General features: G+C 63.8%; 18 protein-coding genes. All 18 read left to right on the top strand.

Features of this window, described 5'->3' with window-relative positions; all coding sequences use genetic code 11:
• Window positions 1-8: 8 nt before the first annotated feature.
• The 18 genes from nuoE (at window position 9) to mtnK (ending at window position 17461) form a co-directional block, all read left to right on the top strand.
• Entirely contained in the window at window positions 9-620 is a 612-nt protein-coding gene (nuoE, locus tag JQ624_RS12350; RefSeq protein WP_212419155.1) for an NADH-quinone oxidoreductase subunit NuoE, read from the top strand.
• A complete protein-coding gene (locus JQ624_RS12345; RefSeq protein ID WP_212419295.1) occupies window positions 617-832 on the top strand; it encodes a hypothetical protein in 216 nt (71 codons plus the stop codon). Before nuoE ends, JQ624_RS12345 begins: the two co-directional genes overlap by 4 nt.
• Window positions 833-853: 21 nt before the next feature.
• A complete protein-coding gene (gene nuoF / locus JQ624_RS12340; protein ID WP_212419154.1) occupies window positions 854-2179 on the top strand; it encodes an NADH-quinone oxidoreductase subunit NuoF in 1326 nt (441 codons plus the stop codon).
• A 2-nt stretch (window positions 2180-2181) separates the two neighbouring features.
• A complete protein-coding gene (locus tag JQ624_RS12335) occupies window positions 2182-2676 on the top strand; it encodes a hypothetical protein (protein WP_212419153.1) in 495 nt (164 codons plus the stop codon).
• Between the two features lie 7 nt (window positions 2677-2683).
• Complete coding sequence (gene nuoG / locus JQ624_RS12330; protein WP_212419152.1) at window positions 2684-4759, top strand: NADH-quinone oxidoreductase subunit NuoG; 2076 nt, start codon at window positions 2684-2686, stop codon at window positions 4757-4759.
• A 10-nt stretch (window positions 4760-4769) separates the two neighbouring features.
• A complete protein-coding gene (gene nuoH, locus JQ624_RS12325; RefSeq protein ID WP_212419151.1) occupies window positions 4770-5840 on the top strand; it encodes an NADH-quinone oxidoreductase subunit NuoH in 1071 nt (356 codons plus the stop codon).
• A gap of 7 nt (window positions 5841-5847) precedes the next feature.
• Window positions 5848-6342 carry an NADH-quinone oxidoreductase subunit NuoI gene (gene nuoI / locus JQ624_RS12320; protein ID WP_057840541.1) on the top strand — a complete coding sequence of 165 codons (495 nt, stop codon included), beginning with the start codon at window positions 5848-5850 and terminating at the stop codon, window positions 6340-6342.
• Between the two features lie 137 nt (window positions 6343-6479).
• A complete protein-coding gene (locus JQ624_RS12315; protein ID WP_212419150.1) occupies window positions 6480-7118 on the top strand; it encodes an NADH-quinone oxidoreductase subunit J in 639 nt (212 codons plus the stop codon).
• Window positions 7115-7423, top strand: coding sequence for an NADH-quinone oxidoreductase subunit NuoK (nuoK, locus tag JQ624_RS12310; RefSeq protein WP_171581897.1), 309 nt, complete (start codon window positions 7115-7117; stop codon window positions 7421-7423). Before JQ624_RS12315 ends, nuoK begins: the two co-directional genes overlap by 4 nt.
• Window positions 7424-7430: 7 nt before the next feature.
• Window positions 7431-9491, top strand: a complete 2061-nt coding sequence (gene nuoL / locus JQ624_RS12305) for an NADH-quinone oxidoreductase subunit L (RefSeq protein ID WP_212419149.1) — start codon at window positions 7431-7433, stop codon at window positions 9489-9491.
• Window positions 9491-11002: an NADH-quinone oxidoreductase subunit M gene (locus JQ624_RS12300; RefSeq protein WP_212419148.1), complete on the top strand. Its 1512-nt coding sequence runs from the start codon at window positions 9491-9493 to the stop codon at window positions 11000-11002. Before nuoL ends, JQ624_RS12300 begins: the two co-directional genes overlap by 1 nt.
• A gap of 66 nt (window positions 11003-11068) precedes the next feature.
• Window positions 11069-12505, top strand: a complete 1437-nt coding sequence (nuoN, locus tag JQ624_RS12295) for an NADH-quinone oxidoreductase subunit NuoN (protein ID WP_212419147.1) — start codon at window positions 11069-11071, stop codon at window positions 12503-12505.
• A gap of 1 nt (window position 12506) precedes the next feature.
• A complete protein-coding gene (locus JQ624_RS12290; protein ID WP_212419146.1) occupies window positions 12507-13319 on the top strand; it encodes a biotin--[acetyl-CoA-carboxylase] ligase in 813 nt (270 codons plus the stop codon).
• A complete protein-coding gene (locus tag JQ624_RS12285) occupies window positions 13319-14989 on the top strand; it encodes a ribonuclease J (protein WP_212419145.1) in 1671 nt (556 codons plus the stop codon). The genes JQ624_RS12290 and JQ624_RS12285 overlap by 1 nt, the downstream gene beginning before the upstream one ends.
• Before the next feature lie 65 nt (window positions 14990-15054).
• Complete coding sequence (mce, locus tag JQ624_RS12280; RefSeq protein ID WP_057849481.1) at window positions 15055-15459, top strand: methylmalonyl-CoA epimerase; 405 nt, start codon at window positions 15055-15057, stop codon at window positions 15457-15459.
• A 6-nt stretch (window positions 15460-15465) separates the two neighbouring features.
• The gene (locus JQ624_RS12275; protein WP_212419144.1) at window positions 15466-15741 is read left to right on the top strand and encodes a DUF1467 family protein; all 276 of its coding nucleotides are present in this window, start codon (window positions 15466-15468) and stop codon (window positions 15739-15741) included.
• 25 nt (window positions 15742-15766) lie between these two features.
• Complete coding sequence (locus tag JQ624_RS12270) at window positions 15767-16114, top strand: hypothetical protein (protein WP_212419143.1); 348 nt, start codon at window positions 15767-15769, stop codon at window positions 16112-16114.
• Window positions 16115-16150: 36 nt separating this feature from the next.
• The gene (mtnK, locus tag JQ624_RS12265) at window positions 16151-17461 is read left to right on the top strand and encodes an S-methyl-5-thioribose kinase (protein ID WP_212419142.1); all 1311 of its coding nucleotides are present in this window, start codon (window positions 16151-16153) and stop codon (window positions 17459-17461) included.
• Window positions 17462-17478 lie beyond the last annotated feature (17 nt).

Here is a 17478-nt window from a genome sequence, read left to right as displayed (position 1 = left end):
ACTGAACGATGTCCGTCCGCCGCCTCGCACCGAAGGAATTGCAGCCCGCGAGCTTCACGTTCTCGGAAGAGAACCTCGCCTGGGCCAAGGCGCAGATCGAAAAGTATCCGCCGGGCCGCCAGGCGTCCGCGGTGATCGCGATCCTGTGGCGCGTCCAGGAACAGCATGAGGGGTGGGTTTCGGAAGCCGCGATCCGCGCCGTCGCCGACCTCCTCGAAATGCCTTACATCCGCGTGCTGGAAGTGGCGACCTTCTACACCATGTTCCAGCTTCAGCCGGTCGGCAAGAAGGCCCATGTGCAGGTCTGCGGCACCACGCCGTGCCGCCTGCGCGGCGCCGGCGACCTGATCGAAGTGTGCCAGAGCCGCATCCATCACGATCCCTTCCATCTGTCGAAGGACGGCAATTTCAGCTGGGAAGAGGTCGAGTGCCTCGGCGCCTGCGTGAACGCGCCGATGGTGCTGATCTGGAAGGACACCTACGAAGACCTGACCAAGGAAAGCTTTGGCAAGGTGCTGGACGGCTTTGCGTCCGGCAATCCGCCGAAGCCGGGACCCCAGATCGACCGTCAGTTCTCGGCGCCGGTGGGCGGGCCGACGACGCTGAAGGAATCCACATGACGCGTAACGGCACATTGCCCGTGATCGGGCAGGGAAGGGTCAGCGCGATGAAGAACTGGCGCTATATCGGCATGCACGCCGTCGCGGCGGCCGCGTTCATTTTTCTGCTGCAGCGTTACGCGCTGAGCGCGACGCTCGAATCCAGCCTGTTGTGGGCGTTGACCTTCGGCGGATGCGCCGCGGGTCTCGCTTACGCGCAGTCCAATCGTTGATCCGCTAGGAAGCTTCAAGTCATGCTCGACGACAAGGATCGCATCTTCAAGAACCTCTACGGCCTCCACGATTGGGGGCTAGAGGGCGCGCGCCGCCGTGGGGCGTGGGACGGCACCAAGGCGATCATCGACAAGGGCCGCGACTGGATCATCGCCGAGATGAAGGCCTCCGGCCTGCGCGGGCGCGGCGGGGCCGGCTTTCCGACCGGCCTGAAATGGTCGTTCATGCCGAAGGAATCGACCGACGGGCGGCCGAGCTATCTTGTGGTCAATGCCGACGAGTCCGAGCCCGGCACCTGCAAGGACCGCGAGATCATGCGGCATGATCCTCATCTGTTGGTCGAGGGCTGCCTGCTCGCAAGCTTCGCGATGGGCGCGCATGCCTGCTACATCTATGTGCGCGGTGAGTTCATCCGCGAGCGCGAGCACCTGCAGGCCGCGATCGATCAGGCCTATGACGCGAAACTGGTCGGCAAGGACAATCTCAACGGCTGGCCGTTCGACATCTATGTCGCGCACGGCGCCGGCGCCTATATCTGCGGCGAGGAAACCGCGCTCTTGGAGAGCCTCGAAGGCAAGAAGGGCCAGCCGCGGCTGAAGCCGCCATTCCCGGCCAATGTCGGTCTCTATGGCTGCCCGACCACCGTCAATAACGTCGAGTCCATCGCGGTTGCGCCTGACATCCTGCGACGCGGTGCAGCGTGGTTCGCTGCCATCGGCCGGCCGAACAATGTCGGCACCAAGCTTTTCTGCATCTCCGGCCATGTCGAACGCCCCTGCAACGTCGAAGAGGCGATGGGGATTCCGTTCCGCGAACTGATCGAGCGGCATTGCGGCGGCATTCGCGGCGGCTGGGACAATCTGAAGGCCGTGATCCCCGGCGGCTCGTCGGTGCGCATGGTGCCGGCCGAGCAGATCATCGACACGCCGATGGATTTCGACAGCCTCGGCAAATTGCGCTCCGGCCTCGGCACCGCCGCCGTGATCGTGATGGACAAGTCGACCGACCTGATCCGGGCGATCGCGCGCATCTCCTATTTCTACAAGCATGAGAGCTGCGGCCAGTGCACGCCATGCCGTGAAGGCACGGGCTGGATGTGGCGCGTGCTGACCCGCATGGCCGACGGCCGTGCCCACAAGCGCGAGATCGACATGCTGCTGGAAGTGACGAAACAGGTCGAAGGCCACACCATCTGCGCGCTCGGCGACGCCGCGGCCTGGCCGATCCAGGGCCTGATCGCGCATTTCCGGCACGAAATCGAAGCGCGCATCGACCAGTATTCGCACAAGGCCGATATCGACGATATCGGCGTGCGCGATCCCGTGAACATGGTCGCGGCGGAATAGGGATGACGATGTCGCAACCGAGCTTCTGGTGGCAGAGATACGGGACGCTGGCGCAGATGGCGCAGGCGGCCGTGGCGCTGCTCGGCTTTGTTGCGATCCTGATCCAGATCAACGAGATCCGTGCCAACAACCGCGCCGCCAGCGCGCGGCAGGCGTTTCTGGGCTACACCGATCTGGCGTTCAAGAATCCGAAATTCGCGCAGCCGGACTACGAGAAGATCAAGGCCGCCGGCCGCGACGAGCAGGTCCAGTACGAGAGTTTTGTCACCTACTTCCTCTACGCCTGCGAGGAAGCGATCGGCGCGTTCGCGGGAAAGCGCGAGTGGCTGGCGTCCTGCGATTACGACCTGAAGCCGCATCTGCCGTTCCTGTGCGAGAAGAACGCGGCGCAGCCGACCTACCTCGCGACCTATGGCGCCGAGACCCAGCAATGGATCAAGGCGTCGCTGAAGACCGCCAGCGTTACACCGCCAGACTGCAAGCTGGGAAAGACTTGAGACAGCAATGACCAAACTCATCATCGACGGTAAAGAGATCGATGTGCCTGCGGAGTACACGCTGCTGCAGGCGTGCGAGGCCGCGGGCGTCGAAATTCCGCGTTTCTGCTACCACGAGCGGCTGTCGATCGCCGGCAATTGCCGGATGTGCCTCGTCGAGGTGAAGGGCGGCCCGAAGCCGGTCGCAAGCTGCGCCTGGGGCGTGCGCGACTGCCGGCCCGGCCCCAAGGGCGAGCCGCCCGAAATTTCCACGCGTTCGCCGATGGTGAAGAAGGCGCGCGAAGGCGTGATGGAATTTCTGCTGATCAACCATCCGCTGGATTGCCCGATCTGCGACCAGGGCGGCGAGTGCGACCTGCAGGACCAGGCGATGGGCTATGGCGTGGATACCTCGCGCTTTGCCGAGAACAAGCGCGCGGTCGAGGACAAATATCTCGGCGCGCTGGTCAAGACCTCGATGAACCGCTGCATCCAGTGCACGCGCTGCGTCCGCTTCTCCGCCGAAGTCGCCGGCGCCCCGGAAATGGGCGCCACCGGCCGCGGCGAGGACATGGAGATCACGACCTATCTGGAGCAGGCGCTGACCTCGGAGCTGCAGGGCAACCTTGTCGATATCTGCCCGGTGGGCGCGCTGACCTCAAAGCCTTACGCGTTCGCCGCGCGTCCGTGGGAACTCGGCAAGACGCAGTCGGTCGACGTCATGGATGGCGTAGGCTCCGCGATCCGCGTCGATACCCGCGGCCGCGAGGTGATGCGGATCCTGCCGCGCATCAACGAGGCCGTGAACGAGGAATGGATTTCCGACAAGACCCGCCACGTCGTCGACGGCCTGCGCACGCAGCGGCTCGATCGGCCCTATATCCGGGAGAACGGCAAGCTTCGCGCCGCGTCGTGGCAGGAAGCCTTTGCAGCTATCGCCGCCAAGACTGGCCGGATCGACGGCAAGCGGATCGGCGCAATCGCCGGCGATCTTGCGGCGGTCGAAGAGATGTTCGCGCTGAAGGAGCTGTTGGCGAAGTGCGGCTCTTCGAATCTCGCGGTACAGGGCGGCGACGCCTTTGATGCCAAGGCGGGACGGGCGACCTGGATCTTCAATCCGACCATTGCCGGGATCGAGCAGGCCGATGCGCTGCTGATCATTGGCGCCAACCCGCGCAAGGAGGCCGCCGTCCTCAACGCGCGCATCCGCAAGCGCTGGCGCACGGGCCAGCTCAAGGTCGGACTGATCGGCGCCAAGGCCGATCTCACCTATGATTACGACTATCTCGGCGCCGGTACGGAGACGCTCAGCGAACTCGCCAGCGGCAAGCATTCCTTTACTGAGGTGCTGAAGGGCGCCAAGAACCCGATCGTGCTGGTCGGCGCCGGTGCGCTTTCGCGGCATGACGGCGCGGCGGCGCTGGCGCTGGCGGCGAAGGTCGCGGCAGGCGTCGGCGCGCTCAAGGACGGCTGGAACGGCTTTGCGGTGCTGCAGGATACCGCCTCGCGCGCGGGCGCGCTCGATATCGGCTTTGCGGCCGGCGCGGGCGGTCTCAGCCTGGCGCAAATGACGACCTTCGGCACGCTCGACGTGCTGTTCCTGCTCGGCGCGGATGAAGTGAAGGTGCCGGACGGCACGTTCGTGGTTTATATCGGCACCCATGGCGACCGCGGCGCGCACCGTGCCGATGTCATCCTGCCGGGTGCGGCCTATACCGAAAAATCCGGCCTCTATGTCAACACCGAGGGCCGGGTGCAGATTGCCAGCCGCGCGGCGTTCCCGCCCGGCGAGGCGCGCGAGGACTGGGCGATCGTCCGCGCGTTGTCGGACGTCTTGGGCAAGAAGCTGCCCTATGATTCCCTCGGGGCGTTGCGCCAGGCCCTGTTCAAGGCCGTCCCGCATCTGATGCGGATCGACCAGATCGAGCCCGGCAAGGCCAGCGACGTCAAGGCGCTGGCGGGCAAGGGCGGCAAGGTCGACAAGACCCCGTTCAAGAGTTCGGTCGAGGATTTCTATCTGACCAACCCGATCGCGCGGGCCTCGGCGGTGATGGCGGAATGTTCCCGGCTGGCGTCCGGGCGAATGCTGACGGCAGCGGAGTGAGCGTGACCTGATGACTGATTTTTTCGCAAGCTCGTTCTGGACCGGCTTCCTCTGGCCGCTGATCGTGATGGTCGCGCAGAGCGTTCTGTTGCTCGTCGTGCTCTTGGTCGCGATCGCCTACATCCTGCTCGCCGACCGCAAGATCTGGGCGGCGGTGCAGATCCGCAGGGGTCCCAATGTCGTCGGCCCCTGGGGCCTGCTGCAATCCTTCGCGGATTTGCTCAAGTTCGTGCTGAAGGAGCCGATCATCCCGTCCGGCTCCAACAAGGGCGTGTTCCTGCTGGCGCCGCTGGTATCCTGCGTGCTGGCGCTGGCCGCCTGGGCCGTGATCCCGATGGATCTCGGCTGGGTCATCTCCGACATCAATGTCGGCGTGCTCTACATCTTCGCGATCTCGTCGCTGTCGATCTACGGCATCATCATGGCCGGCTGGTCGTCGAACTCGAAATACCCGTTCCTGGCAGCCCTTCGCTCGGCGGCGCAGATGGTGTCCTACGAAGTCTCGATCGGCTTCGTCATCATCACCGTCTTGCTGTGCGCCGGCTCGCTCAACCTTTCGGCCGTGGTGGAGGCGCAGAATACCCGCGGCTTCGCCAGCCTGATCGGTCTGCCGCAGCTCACCATCCTGAACTGGTATGTCTGGCCGCTGTTCCCGATGTTCGTGGTGTTCTACGTCTCGGCGCTGGCCGAGACCAACCGTCCGCCGTTCGATCTGGTGGAAGCGGAATCCGAACTGGTCGCGGGCTTCATGGTCGAATACGGCTCGACGCCGTATCTGCTGTTCATGCTCGGCGAATACGTCGCGATCACCACGATGTGCGCGATGGCGACGATCCTGTTCCTCGGCGGCTGGCTGCCGCCGGTGGCGCTGCCGCCATTCACCTGGATCCCCGGAGCGGTCTGGTTCGCGCTGAAACTGTTCTTCATGTTCTTCATGTTCGCGATGGCGAAGGCGATCGTGCCGCGCTACCGCTACGATCAACTGATGCGACTCGGCTGGAAGGTGTTTTTGCCCCTGTCGCTGGCGATGGTGGTGATTGTGGCCGGCGTGCTGCAATTCGCCGGCATTGCGCCGAAGTGAGGCCGTCATGAGTGTCAACGTCAACGCAACCGCCCGGGCGCTTCTCTTGAGCGAATTCGTATCGGCGTTCTTTCTCGCCATGCGCTATTTCTTCAAGCCGAAGCCGACGCTGAACTACCCCTTCGAGAAGGGCCCGATCTCGCCGCGCTTCCGCGGCGAGCATGCGCTGCGCCGCTATCCGAACGGCGAGGAGCGCTGCATCGCCTGCAAGCTGTGCGAGGCGATCTGCCCGGCGCAGGCGATCACCATCGAGGCCGGGCCGCGCCGCAACGACGGCACCCGCCGCACCGTGCGCTACGACATCGATATGGTGAAATGCATCTATTGCGGCCTGTGCCAGGAAGCCTGCCCGGTCGATGCCATCGTCGAGGGACCGAATTTCGAATTCGCGACCGAGACCCGCGAGGAACTCTACTATGACAAGGCGAAACTGCTCGCCAATGGCGACCGCTGGGAGCGCGAGATTGCGAAAGCCATCGAACTCGACGCGCCGTACCGGTGAGGTGAGGGCATGATCGTAAACCGCATCTCAACGTCATTCCGGGGCGCGCGTAGCGCGAACCCGGAATCTCGCGCAGTAACCTCCAGATTCCGGGTTCGCGGCCTGCGTCCGCGCCCCGGAATGACGGGGAAAAGCCGATGATCCTTCTCGCGCTGTTCTTCTATCTCTTCGCCGGCGTCTGCGTGGCGTCGGCGGTCATGGTGATTGTGTCGCGCAATCCCGTGCACTCCGTGCTGTATCTGATCCTGGCCTTCGTCAACGCTTCCGGCCTGTTCGTGCTGATGGGCGCCGAATTCCTCGGCATGATGCTGATCGTGGTCTATGTCGGCGCGGTCGCGGTGCTATTCCTGTTCGTGATCATGATGCTCGACGTCGACTTCGTCGAGCTGCGCGAAGGCTTTCTGGAATATCTGCCGATCGGCCTCGTGATTGGCGCGATTTTCCTTGTCGAACTGCTGCTGGTCGCCGGCGGCTGGGTCATCAATCCCGGCACGGTCAAGCAGATCACGGCGGCGATCCCGGCCAATGTCAGCAACACCGAGGCGCTCGGGCTGGTGCTCTATACGAAGTACATCCATTACTTCCAGATCGCCGGCATGGTGCTCTTGGTCGCCATGATCGGCGCCATCGTGCTGACGCTGCGCCACAAGGTGAAGGTCAAGCGTCAGGACATTAACGTGCAGAACGCGCGGACGCCGGAGCTCGCGATGGCGGTGCGCCAGGTGGCGTCGGGGCAGGGGCTGCAGGACGCGGACGCGGCGGAGTGGGTGAAATGACCATCGGTCTGGGGCACTATCTCGCGGTCGGCGCCATCCTGTTCACACTCGGGATCCTCGGCATCTTCCTGAACCGCAAGAACATCATCGTCATCCTGATGTCGATCGAGCTGATCCTGCTCGCCGTCAACATCAACCTGGTGGCGTTCTCGACCTTCCTCGGCGACATCGTCGGGCAGGTGTTCGCGCTCCTGGTGCTGACGGTTGCAGCAGCGGAGGCAGCGATCGGTCTCGCGGTGCTGGTGGTGTATTTCCGCAACCGCGGTTCGATCGCGGTTGAAGACGTCAATCTGATGAAGGGCTAACGCAGCTATGGTTCAGGCAATCGTCTTTCTGCCGCTGCTGGGCGCCATTCTGGCCGGCCTGATCGCGATCTTTGGGGCGCATGCGCGCAACCCGAGCGGCGATGAAGTCGAGCATCACGACCACGGGCACGGCGATCACACCCAAGCGGCTGACGCCCATGACGACCATGGCCACGACGACCACCACGTCTCGGAGCCGCCGGCGCAGGGATCGCGCGCGGCCGAGCTGATCACGACAGGACTGCTGTTCATTTCCGCAGCGCTCTCCTGGGTGGTGCTGGTCGACATCGGCTTCCTGCATCGTGATGTCGTCAGGATCGCGCTGTTTCCCTGGATCAATTCCGGCGATCTGCAGGTGGCGTGGGCGCTGCGCGTCGATACGCTGACCGCGGTGATGCTGGTGGTGGTCAACACCATCTCGTCGCTGGTGCACCTCTATTCCATCGGCTACATGGACGAGGATCCGTATCGGCCGCGCTTCTTCGGCTATCTCAGCCTGTTTACGTTTGCGATGCTGATGCTGGTGACGGCTGACAATCTGGTCCAGCTCTTCTTCGGCTGGGAGGGCGTCGGTCTCGCCAGCTACCTCCTGATCGGCTTCTGGTACCAGAAGCCGTCAGCGAACGCGGCGGCGATCAAGGCCTTTATCGTCAACCGCGTCGGCGATTTCGGCTTCGCGCTCGGCATCTTCGCCATTTACATGCTGCTCAATACCACCGATTTCGAGACGATCTTTGCCGGCGCGCCCGGGCTGTCGGGCAAGACCATCGACTTTTTCGGCTGGCATGCCGATGCGCTGACGCTGACCTGCCTGCTGCTGTTCATGGGCGCGATGGGCAAATCGGCCCAGTTCCTGCTGCACACCTGGCTGCCGGACGCGATGGAAGGCCCGACGCCGGTCTCCGCACTGATCCACGCTGCGACCATGGTGACGGCCGGCGTGTTCATGGTGGCGCGGCTGTCGCCGCTGTTCGAGCTGGCGCCCAACGCGCAGGCGGTCGTGATGTTCTTCGGCGCCACCACGGCGTTCTTTGCGGCAACCGTCGGCCTCGTCCAGAACGACATCAAGCGCATCGTCGCCTATTCGACCTGTTCGCAGCTCGGCTACATGTTCGTGGCGATGGGGGCAGGGGCCTATTCGGTCGGCATGTTCCATCTGTTCACGCACGCCTTCTTCAAGGCGCTGCTGTTCCTGGGCTCAGGCTCGGTGATCTACGCGATGCATCACGAGCAGGACATCCGCAACATGGGCGGGCTGAAGGACAAGATCCCCTACACCTATAGCGTGATGGTGATCGGCACGCTGGCGCTGACCGGATTCCCGCTGACGGCGGGCTATTTCTCCAAGGACGCGATCATCGAGTCCGCCTATGTCGCGCACAATCCATTCGCGTATTACGGCTTCGCGATGACGGTGATCGCGGCCGGCCTGACCTCGTTCTATTCGTGGCGCCTGATCTTCAAGACGTTCCACGGCGAGCCGCATGACCAGCACCATTACGAGGCCGCCCACGAGGCGCCGATGTGGATGCTGGTCCCGATCGGTATTCTCGCCGCAGGCTCCATCCTGGCCGGCTTCCCGTTCAGGGAAGTGTTCGCGGGCCATGGCGTGGAAGAGTTCTTCCGCGAGTCGCTCAAGATGCACCCGCACATCATCGACGAGATGCATCACATTCCGCAAGCGATTGCGTTCCTGCCGACCGTGATGATGGTGGTGGGCTTCCTGGTGTCGTGGCTGTTCTACATCCGCCGGCCTTACCTTCCGGTCGAACTCGCCAACCAGCACCAGATGCTCTACCAGTTCCTGCTCAACAAATGGTATTTCGACGAGCTCTATGAGTTCATCTTCGTCCGTCCGGCGAAGTGGCTCGGCCGCTTCCTGTGGAAGAAGGGCGACGGCTTCGTTATCGACGGCTTCGGCCCGGATGGCGTTTCGGCGCGCGTGCTCGATGTCACCCGCAACGTGGTGAAGATCCAGACCGGCTACCTCTATCACTATGCCTTTGCGATGCTGATCGGGGTAGCGGGGCTGATCACCTGGTTCATGTTCGGCTTGGGAGGCCAGTAATGACAACCTGGCCCATCCTTTCGGTCGTCACCTTCCTGCCGGTGATCGGCGCGTTGGCGATCTATCTCACCCGCGGCGACGACGAGGCGGCGCGGCGCAATGCGCGCTGGATCGCGATGTGGACCACGCTGGTCACCTTTGCGGTGTCGCTGATCCTGGTCTGGCGCTTCGACGCCGCCAATCCGGACTTTCAGTTCATCGAAAAGGCGAACTGGCTCGCCAGCGGCATCACCTATCACATGGGCGTCGACGGCATTTCGCTGCCGTTCGTGATCCTGACCACCGCCTTGATGCCGTTCTGCATCATCGCGAGCTGGAAATCCGTCACCAATCGCGTGCGCGAATACATGATGGCGTTCCTGCTGCTGGAAACGCTGATGGTCGGCACCTTCTGCGCGCTCGACCTCGTGCTGTTCTACCTGTTCTTTGAGGGCGGCCTGATCCCGATGTTCCTGATCATCGGCGTCTGGGGCGGTCCGCGCCGGGTCTACGCGTCGTTCAAGTTCTTCCTCTACACGCTGCTCGGCTCGGTCTTGATGCTGCTCGCCATCATGGCGCTGTACTGGAATGCCGGCACCACCGACATCCCGACGCTGATGCACACCGCGGTGCCGCGCTCGTTGCAGACCTGGGCGTGGCTGGCGTTCTTTGCCTCCTTTGCGGTGAAGATGCCGATGTGGCCGGTGCACACCTGGCTTCCCGATGCGCATGTCGAGGCGCCGACGGCAGGCTCGGTGATTCTGGCCGCGATCCTTCTGAAAATGGGCGGCTATGGCTTCCTGCGCTTCTCGCTGCCGATGTTCCCCCTGGCGTCGCATGATTTCGCCTGGATCATCTTCTCGCTGTCGGTGATCGCCATCGTCTACACCTCGCTGGTGGCCTTGATGCAGGAAGACATCAAGAAGCTGATCGCCTATTCCTCGGTGGCCCATATGGGCTTCGTCACCATGGGCATCTTCGCCGGCACCACGCAGGGCGTGGCCGGCGGCGTGTTCCAGATGGTGTCGCACGGCATCGTCTCTGGCGCGCTGTTCCTGTGCGTCGGCATCGTCTACGACCGCATGCATACCCGCGAGATCGTGGCCTATGGCGGCCTCGTCAACCGGATGCCGCTCTATGCGCTGGTGTTCATGGTGTTCACCATGGCCAATGTCGGGTTGCCCGGCACTAGCGGCTTCGTCGGCGAATTCATGACGCTGCTCGGCACCTTCAAGGTTTCGATCCCGACCGCGACCTTTGCCACGCTCGGCGTGATCCTGTCGGCTGCTTACGCGCTGTGGCTCTATCGAAAGGTGGTGTTCGGCGCGCTGACGAAACCGTCGCTGGCCAGCATCAAGGACCTGACCTTCCGCGAGAGCCTGACGCTGTTCCCGCTGGTCGCGCTGACCATCCTGTTCGGCGTCTATCCGAAGCCGGTGCTCGACATGTCGGCGGCCTCGGTTCAGCAACTCGTCAACAATTACAATGCCGCCGTGACTGCCGTGAAGGCAGCCGCGCTGGTCGTCCAGTAAGGTAGCGTTTTCAAGCGAAGTGGGAACCGGTTCGCATGAAGAAAACGCGTCAAGGATAAGTCCGCCATGAGCTTCTCAAGTGCAGGTTATCAGTTGCTGCCGGTGCTGCCGGAGCTGGTGCTGGCCGTCGGCGCCATGGGGCTGCTGATGCTGGGCGCCTATCGCGGCGAGGGGACGACCAGGCCGGTTACCACCCTTGCGGTGGTGCTGCTGGTCGTCACCGGCGCGCTGGAGCTGATGCTGCCGGCCGGCAAGCTCACGACCTTCGGCGGCAGCTTCATCGTCGACGACTTCGCCCGCTTCCTGAAGATTCTTGCGATCATCGGCTCGGCGGTGACGCTGATCCTGTCGACGGAGTTCTTGTCCGACCCGTCGCGGCGCATTTTCGAATATTCGATCCTGGTGCTGCTCTCCACCCTTGGCATGATGGTGCTGATCTCGGCCGCCGACTTGATCATGCTCTATCTCGGGCTTGAGCTGATGAGCCTCGCGCTCTACGTGGTCGCCGCCTCTAACCGCGACAACGCCAAGTCCACCGAGGCCGGCCTGAAGTACTTTGTGCTCGGTGCGCTGTCCTCCGGCATGTTGCTGTACGGCGCCTCGCTGATCTATGGCTTCACCGGCACGGTCGATTTCGCCGGCATCGCGGCGGCGGTGAAGACCGGTAGCGTCGGCATCGTGTTTGGCCTGGTATTCCTGCTGGCCGGGCTCTGCTTCAAGGTATCGGCCGTCCCGTTCCATATGTGGACGCCCGACGTTTATGAAGGTGCACCGACGCCGGTCACGGCGTTCTTTGCCTCCGCGCCGAAGGTCGCGGCGCTCGCCGTGTTCACCCGCGTGACGCTGACGGCTTTCCCCGGCATCATCCCGCAATGGCAGCAGATTCTCGTGTTCGTCGCGATCGCCTCGATGGCGCTGGGCTCGTTCGCCGCCATCGGGCAGAAGAACATCAAGCGCCTGATGGCCTATTCCTCGATCGGCCATATGGGCTTTGCGCTGGTCGGGCTTGCCTCCGGCACGGTGGAGGGCGCGCAGGGCGTGCTGGTCTATATTGCGATCTATGTCGCGATGACGCTCGGCACCTTCGCGGTCATCCTTTCCATGAAGCGCGACGGCCAGCCGATGGAGCAGATCAGCGATTTCGCAGGCCTGTCGCGCACCAACCCGCTGCTGGCCTTCTTCTTCGCCATGCTGCTGTTCTCGCTGGCCGGCATTCCGCCGCTCGCGGGCTTCTTCGCCAAATGGTACGTCTTCGTGGCCGCGATCAAAGCGGGCCTGTTCACGCTCGCCGTGATCGGCGTGCTGACCAGCGTCGTGGGCGCGTTCTACTATCTGACCATCATCAAGGTGATGTATTTCGACGAGCCGGCCGGCGAGATCGAGCCGATGCGGATCGAACTGCGCACGGTGCTGGCGGTCGCGGGCATCTTCAACATCTTCTTCTTTGTCTACCCGGGGCCGCTGGTGAGCGTCGCCACGGCTGCGGCGAAGTCATTGTTCTAGGATGACTTTCGCGCTCGGTCCCAAGGCCATATCGGCGGGCTACGGTCTCGCCGCCTTCGACCGGATCGGTTCGACCAACGCCGAAGCCATGTCCCGCGCCCGCGATGGCGAGCGCGGCCCGATGTGGTTCGTGACAACGGAGCAGACGGCGGGCCGGGGCCGCCGGCAGCGCGCCTGGATCGCGCCGCGCGGCAACCTTGCCAGCAGCATTCTCGAAGTCATCGACGTCTCTCCCGGTGTCGCGGCCACGCTGGGCTTTGCCGCGGGGCTGTCGCTTGAAAGCGCGCTGCAAAGGCTCAGCATCGAAGCCAATTTGCGGCGGGCCGGCGCGGAGCCGCTGAAATACACACTGAAATGGCCGAACGACGTCATGGCGAACGGGCAGAAGCTCGCGGGCATCCTGCTGGAGGCCGAGGCCGTGGCCGGCAATCGCCTGGCCGTGGTGGTCGGCATCGGCACCAACGTCGTCGCGGCCCCTGAGGGCACGCCAACGCCGGCGACCTCGCTGGCCGCGCTCGGCGTCACCGTCGGCGCGGAGGAAGTGTTCACCGCGTTGTCGGAGGCCTGGGTCGAATTCCGCGGCATCTGGGACAATGGCTGCGGTTTTGCCGGCATCCGAAAACTGTGGCTGGAGCGCGCGTTCGGCCTTGGCGAGCGGGTCGCGATTCAGACTGGAACCGTGACCGTCGAAGGCACGTTCGATACTATCGACGAGACCGGCTGCCTGATCGTCCGCACGGCCGAGGGCAAGCGTATTCCGATCGCCGCGGGCGAGGTCTATTTCGGCGCTGCGGCGTCAGTGGGAGCGGCCTGATGGCACGGCCGGATGAACTGACCTTTGCGCCCCTCGGCGGCGTCGGCGAGATCGGCATGAACCTGTCGATCTACGGGCTCGGCAACCGCAACCAGCGCTCCTGGCTCGCGGTCGATCTCGGCGTCTCCTTCGGCGATGAGGAGCATTTGCCGGGGATCGACCTGATCATGCCCGACATCCGCTTCCTGGAGAAGGAGCGCAAGAATTTGATGGGGCTGGTGCTGACGCATGCCCATGAGGATCATTTCGGCGCCATCATCGACCTCTGGCCGAAGCTGCAATGCAAGATCTACGCGACCCAATTCAGCGCGGCGCTGTTCGAGGCCAAGTGCGCCTCCGAGCGCAATCCGCCGAAGATACCGGTGACGGTGGTGCCATCGGGCGGCCGCGTCGATCTCGGGCCGTTCACCGTCGAGTTCATCCCGGTCGCCCATTCGATTCCGGAATCGCATGCACTCGCCATCCACACCGCGGTCGGCACCGTCCTGCACACCGGCGACTGGAAGATCGACCCGACGCCGATCATCGGGCTTCCGACCGACGAGCGGCGGCTGCGCGAACTCGGCGATGCCGGCGTGCTGGCGCTGGTCGGGGATTCCACCAACGCGGTGCGGGAGGGGCGCTCGCCCTCGGAAACCGAGGTTGCCGCCACCATCGCCAAGCTGGTGAAGGCGGCCAAGGGCCGGGTCGCCGTCACCACCTTTGCCTCCAATGTCGCGCGCGTGAAAGCGGTGGCGGATGCCGCCAAAGCCGCCGATCGCGAGGTGGTGGTGGTCGGCCGCGCCATGGAGCGCGTGGTGCAGGTCGCCCGCGAGACCGGCTATCTCGACGGCGTGCAGAATTTCCGCGGCGCCGATTATTATGGGCATTTCCCGCCGGACAAGGTGCTGGCGTTGTGCACCGGCAGCCAGGGCGAGGCGCGGGCGGCGCTCGCCAGGATCGCCAATAACGACCATCCGCAGGTGACGCTGAACAAGGGCGACAGCGTGATCTTTTCCTCGCGCACCATCCCCGGCAACGAGAAGGCGGTCGGCGCCATCATCAATGGCCTGGTCAGCCAGGGCATCGAAGTCATCACCGACCGCACCGATCTCGTCCACGTCTCCGGCCATCCGCGCCGCGACGAGTTGCGCGACATGATCTCATGGGTACGCCCGCAGATACTGATCCCCGTCCATGGCGAGGCGCTGCATCTGGCCGAGCACGCCAAGCTGGCGCGCACCGCCGGCGTGCCCAAGGTGCTGACCTGCCGCAACGGCGATCTCGTCAAGCTCGGACCTGGCGATCCCGCCATCATCGACGAATTGCCGTCGGGGCGGCTCTACAAGGACGGCAATATCCTGGAGGATTCCAAGTCTCGCGCCGTGGTCGAGCGGCGCCGGATGGGATTTGCCGGCTGTGCCTTTGTGGCGTTCGCCATGACCGATAAGGGCGAACTGGCTGATGATCCCGAGGTTGATCTCGTCGGCATCCCCGAGAAGAATGCGGCCGGCGAGGTGATCGACGAAATCGTGTTCGATACGGTGGTTTCGACGGTGGAAAACCTGCCGCGGGCGCGGCGGCGCGATGCGGACGCGACGGCGGAATCGGTGCGCCGCGCGGTGCGGGCCGTCATCAACGAGCACTGGGGCAAGAAGCCGATTTGCCTCGTTCATGTTCTGACGGTTTGAGGTAGAAAGCGTTTTCGAAACCGAGCGGACGTGCCGGGGAAACGCAGGAAGCAGGGAGTTGAGTTATGCTGGGCCGGCTGAATCACGTTGCGATCGCGGTCAAGGACGCGGAAAAGGCCGCAAAAATCTATGGCGGCGCGTTCGGCGCTGAAATTTCCGGCGCGGTGCCGCTGCCGGAGCATGGCGTCATCACCGTGTTCGTCACGCTGCCCAACACCAAAATTGAGTTCATCCAGCCGCTCGGCGAGGCCTCGCCGATCGCCAAATTCGTCGAGCGCAATGCCGACGGCGGCATCCATCACATCTGCTACGACGTGCCCGACATCATCGCCGCGCGCGACAAGCTGATCAGCGAGGGCGCGCGCGTGCTTGGCGACGGCGTGCCCAAGATCGGCGCGCACGGCAAGCCGGTGCTGTTTTTCCACCCGAAGGATTTTTCCGGCGCCCTCGTCGAAATCGAACAGGCGTGAACCCTGATGGCCTATAGCGTCTCCACCGCGCTTGCGATCTACTTCGTGCTCTGGTGGGTCGTGCTGTTCACGACGTTGCCGTTCGGTGTCCGCAGCCAGCACGAGGACGGCGAGGGCGCTCCCGGCACCGATCCCGGTGCGCCGGTCATGGCGCGGATGGGCTACAAGCTGCTCTGGACCACGCTGATCTCGGGCGTGATCTTCGGCATCGGCATGTGGGCGTATTATCAGGGCTATCTGAACATCGAGCGGCTGTCGAAGCTGATGGGGCTGCCGTTTTAAGGTTTCGATCTGGCGGGGGAGAGAAATGACCGTTCAACGCATCCTGATCGCGCTCGTGGTCCTGCTCGCGGCCGGCCTTGCGGGATCGTTCTATATGAACTGGAAGACACTGGGGCAGCTTCGGACAGTAAAGGCCTTTGTCGAGGGCTCGGTCTTCGCCGAAGCGGTGGCCGCCTGCGAGAGAGCGCAGAGCACCACCCCGTTCAAATGGACCGGCGGCAAGCAGACCGCCGTGATCGGCGTGAGTTCGGTCAAGCTCGACAAGGATACGATCCTGCCGAGCTACACGCTGGTCGCCGACAGCGTGTTTTGCGATTATGATCCGGTCAAGAAAAAGGCCAATATCGGATCGAATTTCCTGGAACGGGAGTAGCGGCGCCTCCCATACCGGCATGGGGGGCAGATTGCGATGAGTTCACAGCAGCGATCATTGGCTGATCTCCGGCAGGACGAATACCGAATTCTCCATGAAGCTGACCTGCGGGATTACCTCGCAGGGCTCCCGGCGGTCGCGGGCCGGCTTGGCGGCGCCCCCGAAGCCTGGACGATCAGCGAGGTCGGCGACGGCAACCTCAATCTCGTGTTCATCGTCAAAGGCGTCGCGGGCGGCATCGCCGTCAAGCAGGCGCTGCCCTATGTGCGCCTCGTCGGCGAAAGCTGGCCGTTGCCGCTGTCGCGCTCGCATTACGAATATCTGGCGCTCACGCATCAGGCGCGGCTGGCGGCCGGGCTGGTGCCGGCCGTGCTGCACCACAACGAGGGGCTCGCGCTCGTCGTCATGGAGTTGATCGAGCCTCATATCATCATGCGCAAGGGGCTGATTGCCGGCACGCTCTATCCGCGGTTTGTCGGGGACATCGCAACCTTTCTGGCGCGCACGCTATTTTTCTCTTCCGACCTCGCGCTTCCCGCAGCCAAGAAGAAGGAGGGGATTGCCGCGTTCGCCGGTAACCACGCGCTGTGCAAGATCACCGAGGACCTGATCTTCACCGATCCCTACCGTGAGGCCGAGCAGAACCGCTGGACGCAGCCCTGGCTCGACGCGGCTGCGGCCGGCTTCCGCGAGGATCTCGACCTGCACGTCGCGATCTCGCGGCTGAAACTGAAATTCCTGAACGCACCGGAAGCGCTGATCCACGGCGACCTCCACACCGGCTCGATCATGGTGACGGAAGGCTCGACTGTCGTGATCGATCCCGAGTTCGCGTTTTACGGACCGATGGGGTTCGATCTCGGCGCGGTCATCGGCAATCTCCTGATGAGCTATCTGGCCTCCGCCGGCCACGAACGCGCGCCGGGCGAAGGGCGGCTGTTCGAGGTCTGGCTGCTGGAAACGATCGAAGACGTCTGGACGGAGTTCGCCCATGAATTCCTCGAGCTCTGGCGGACGGAAGCCCACGGCGACGCCTACCCCCTGACGCTGTTCCCCGGCCCGGCCGGTGCGGCGCGCCTGGAGGCCGAGCGGCAGGCCTATATGGCGCGGCTGTTCGGCGACAGCGTGGGATTTTCGGCCGCAAAAATCATCCGCCGCATTCTAGGCCTGGCGCACAATGCCGATTTCGAACTGATCGAGGATCCAAAGCAGCGGGCCATTTGCGAGGCGCGGAGCCTGCGGCTCGCGCGTGCGATGATGGTGGAAACGTCTTCATTCCTCACGATCGGCGCCGTGACGAAAGCGGCGCGGGAGGTGCGCGACTGGCAGCCGGATTTTGCCAAATGAGAGCTCCCGCTGATGAG

This window comes from Bradyrhizobium sp. AUGA SZCCT0283 (genome assembly GCF_018130385.1).
GTDB lineage: Bacteria > Pseudomonadota > Alphaproteobacteria > Rhizobiales > Xanthobacteraceae > Bradyrhizobium.
Note: the sequence above shows the minus strand (reverse complement) of the source record. Positions and strands in the feature narration are given on the sequence as shown.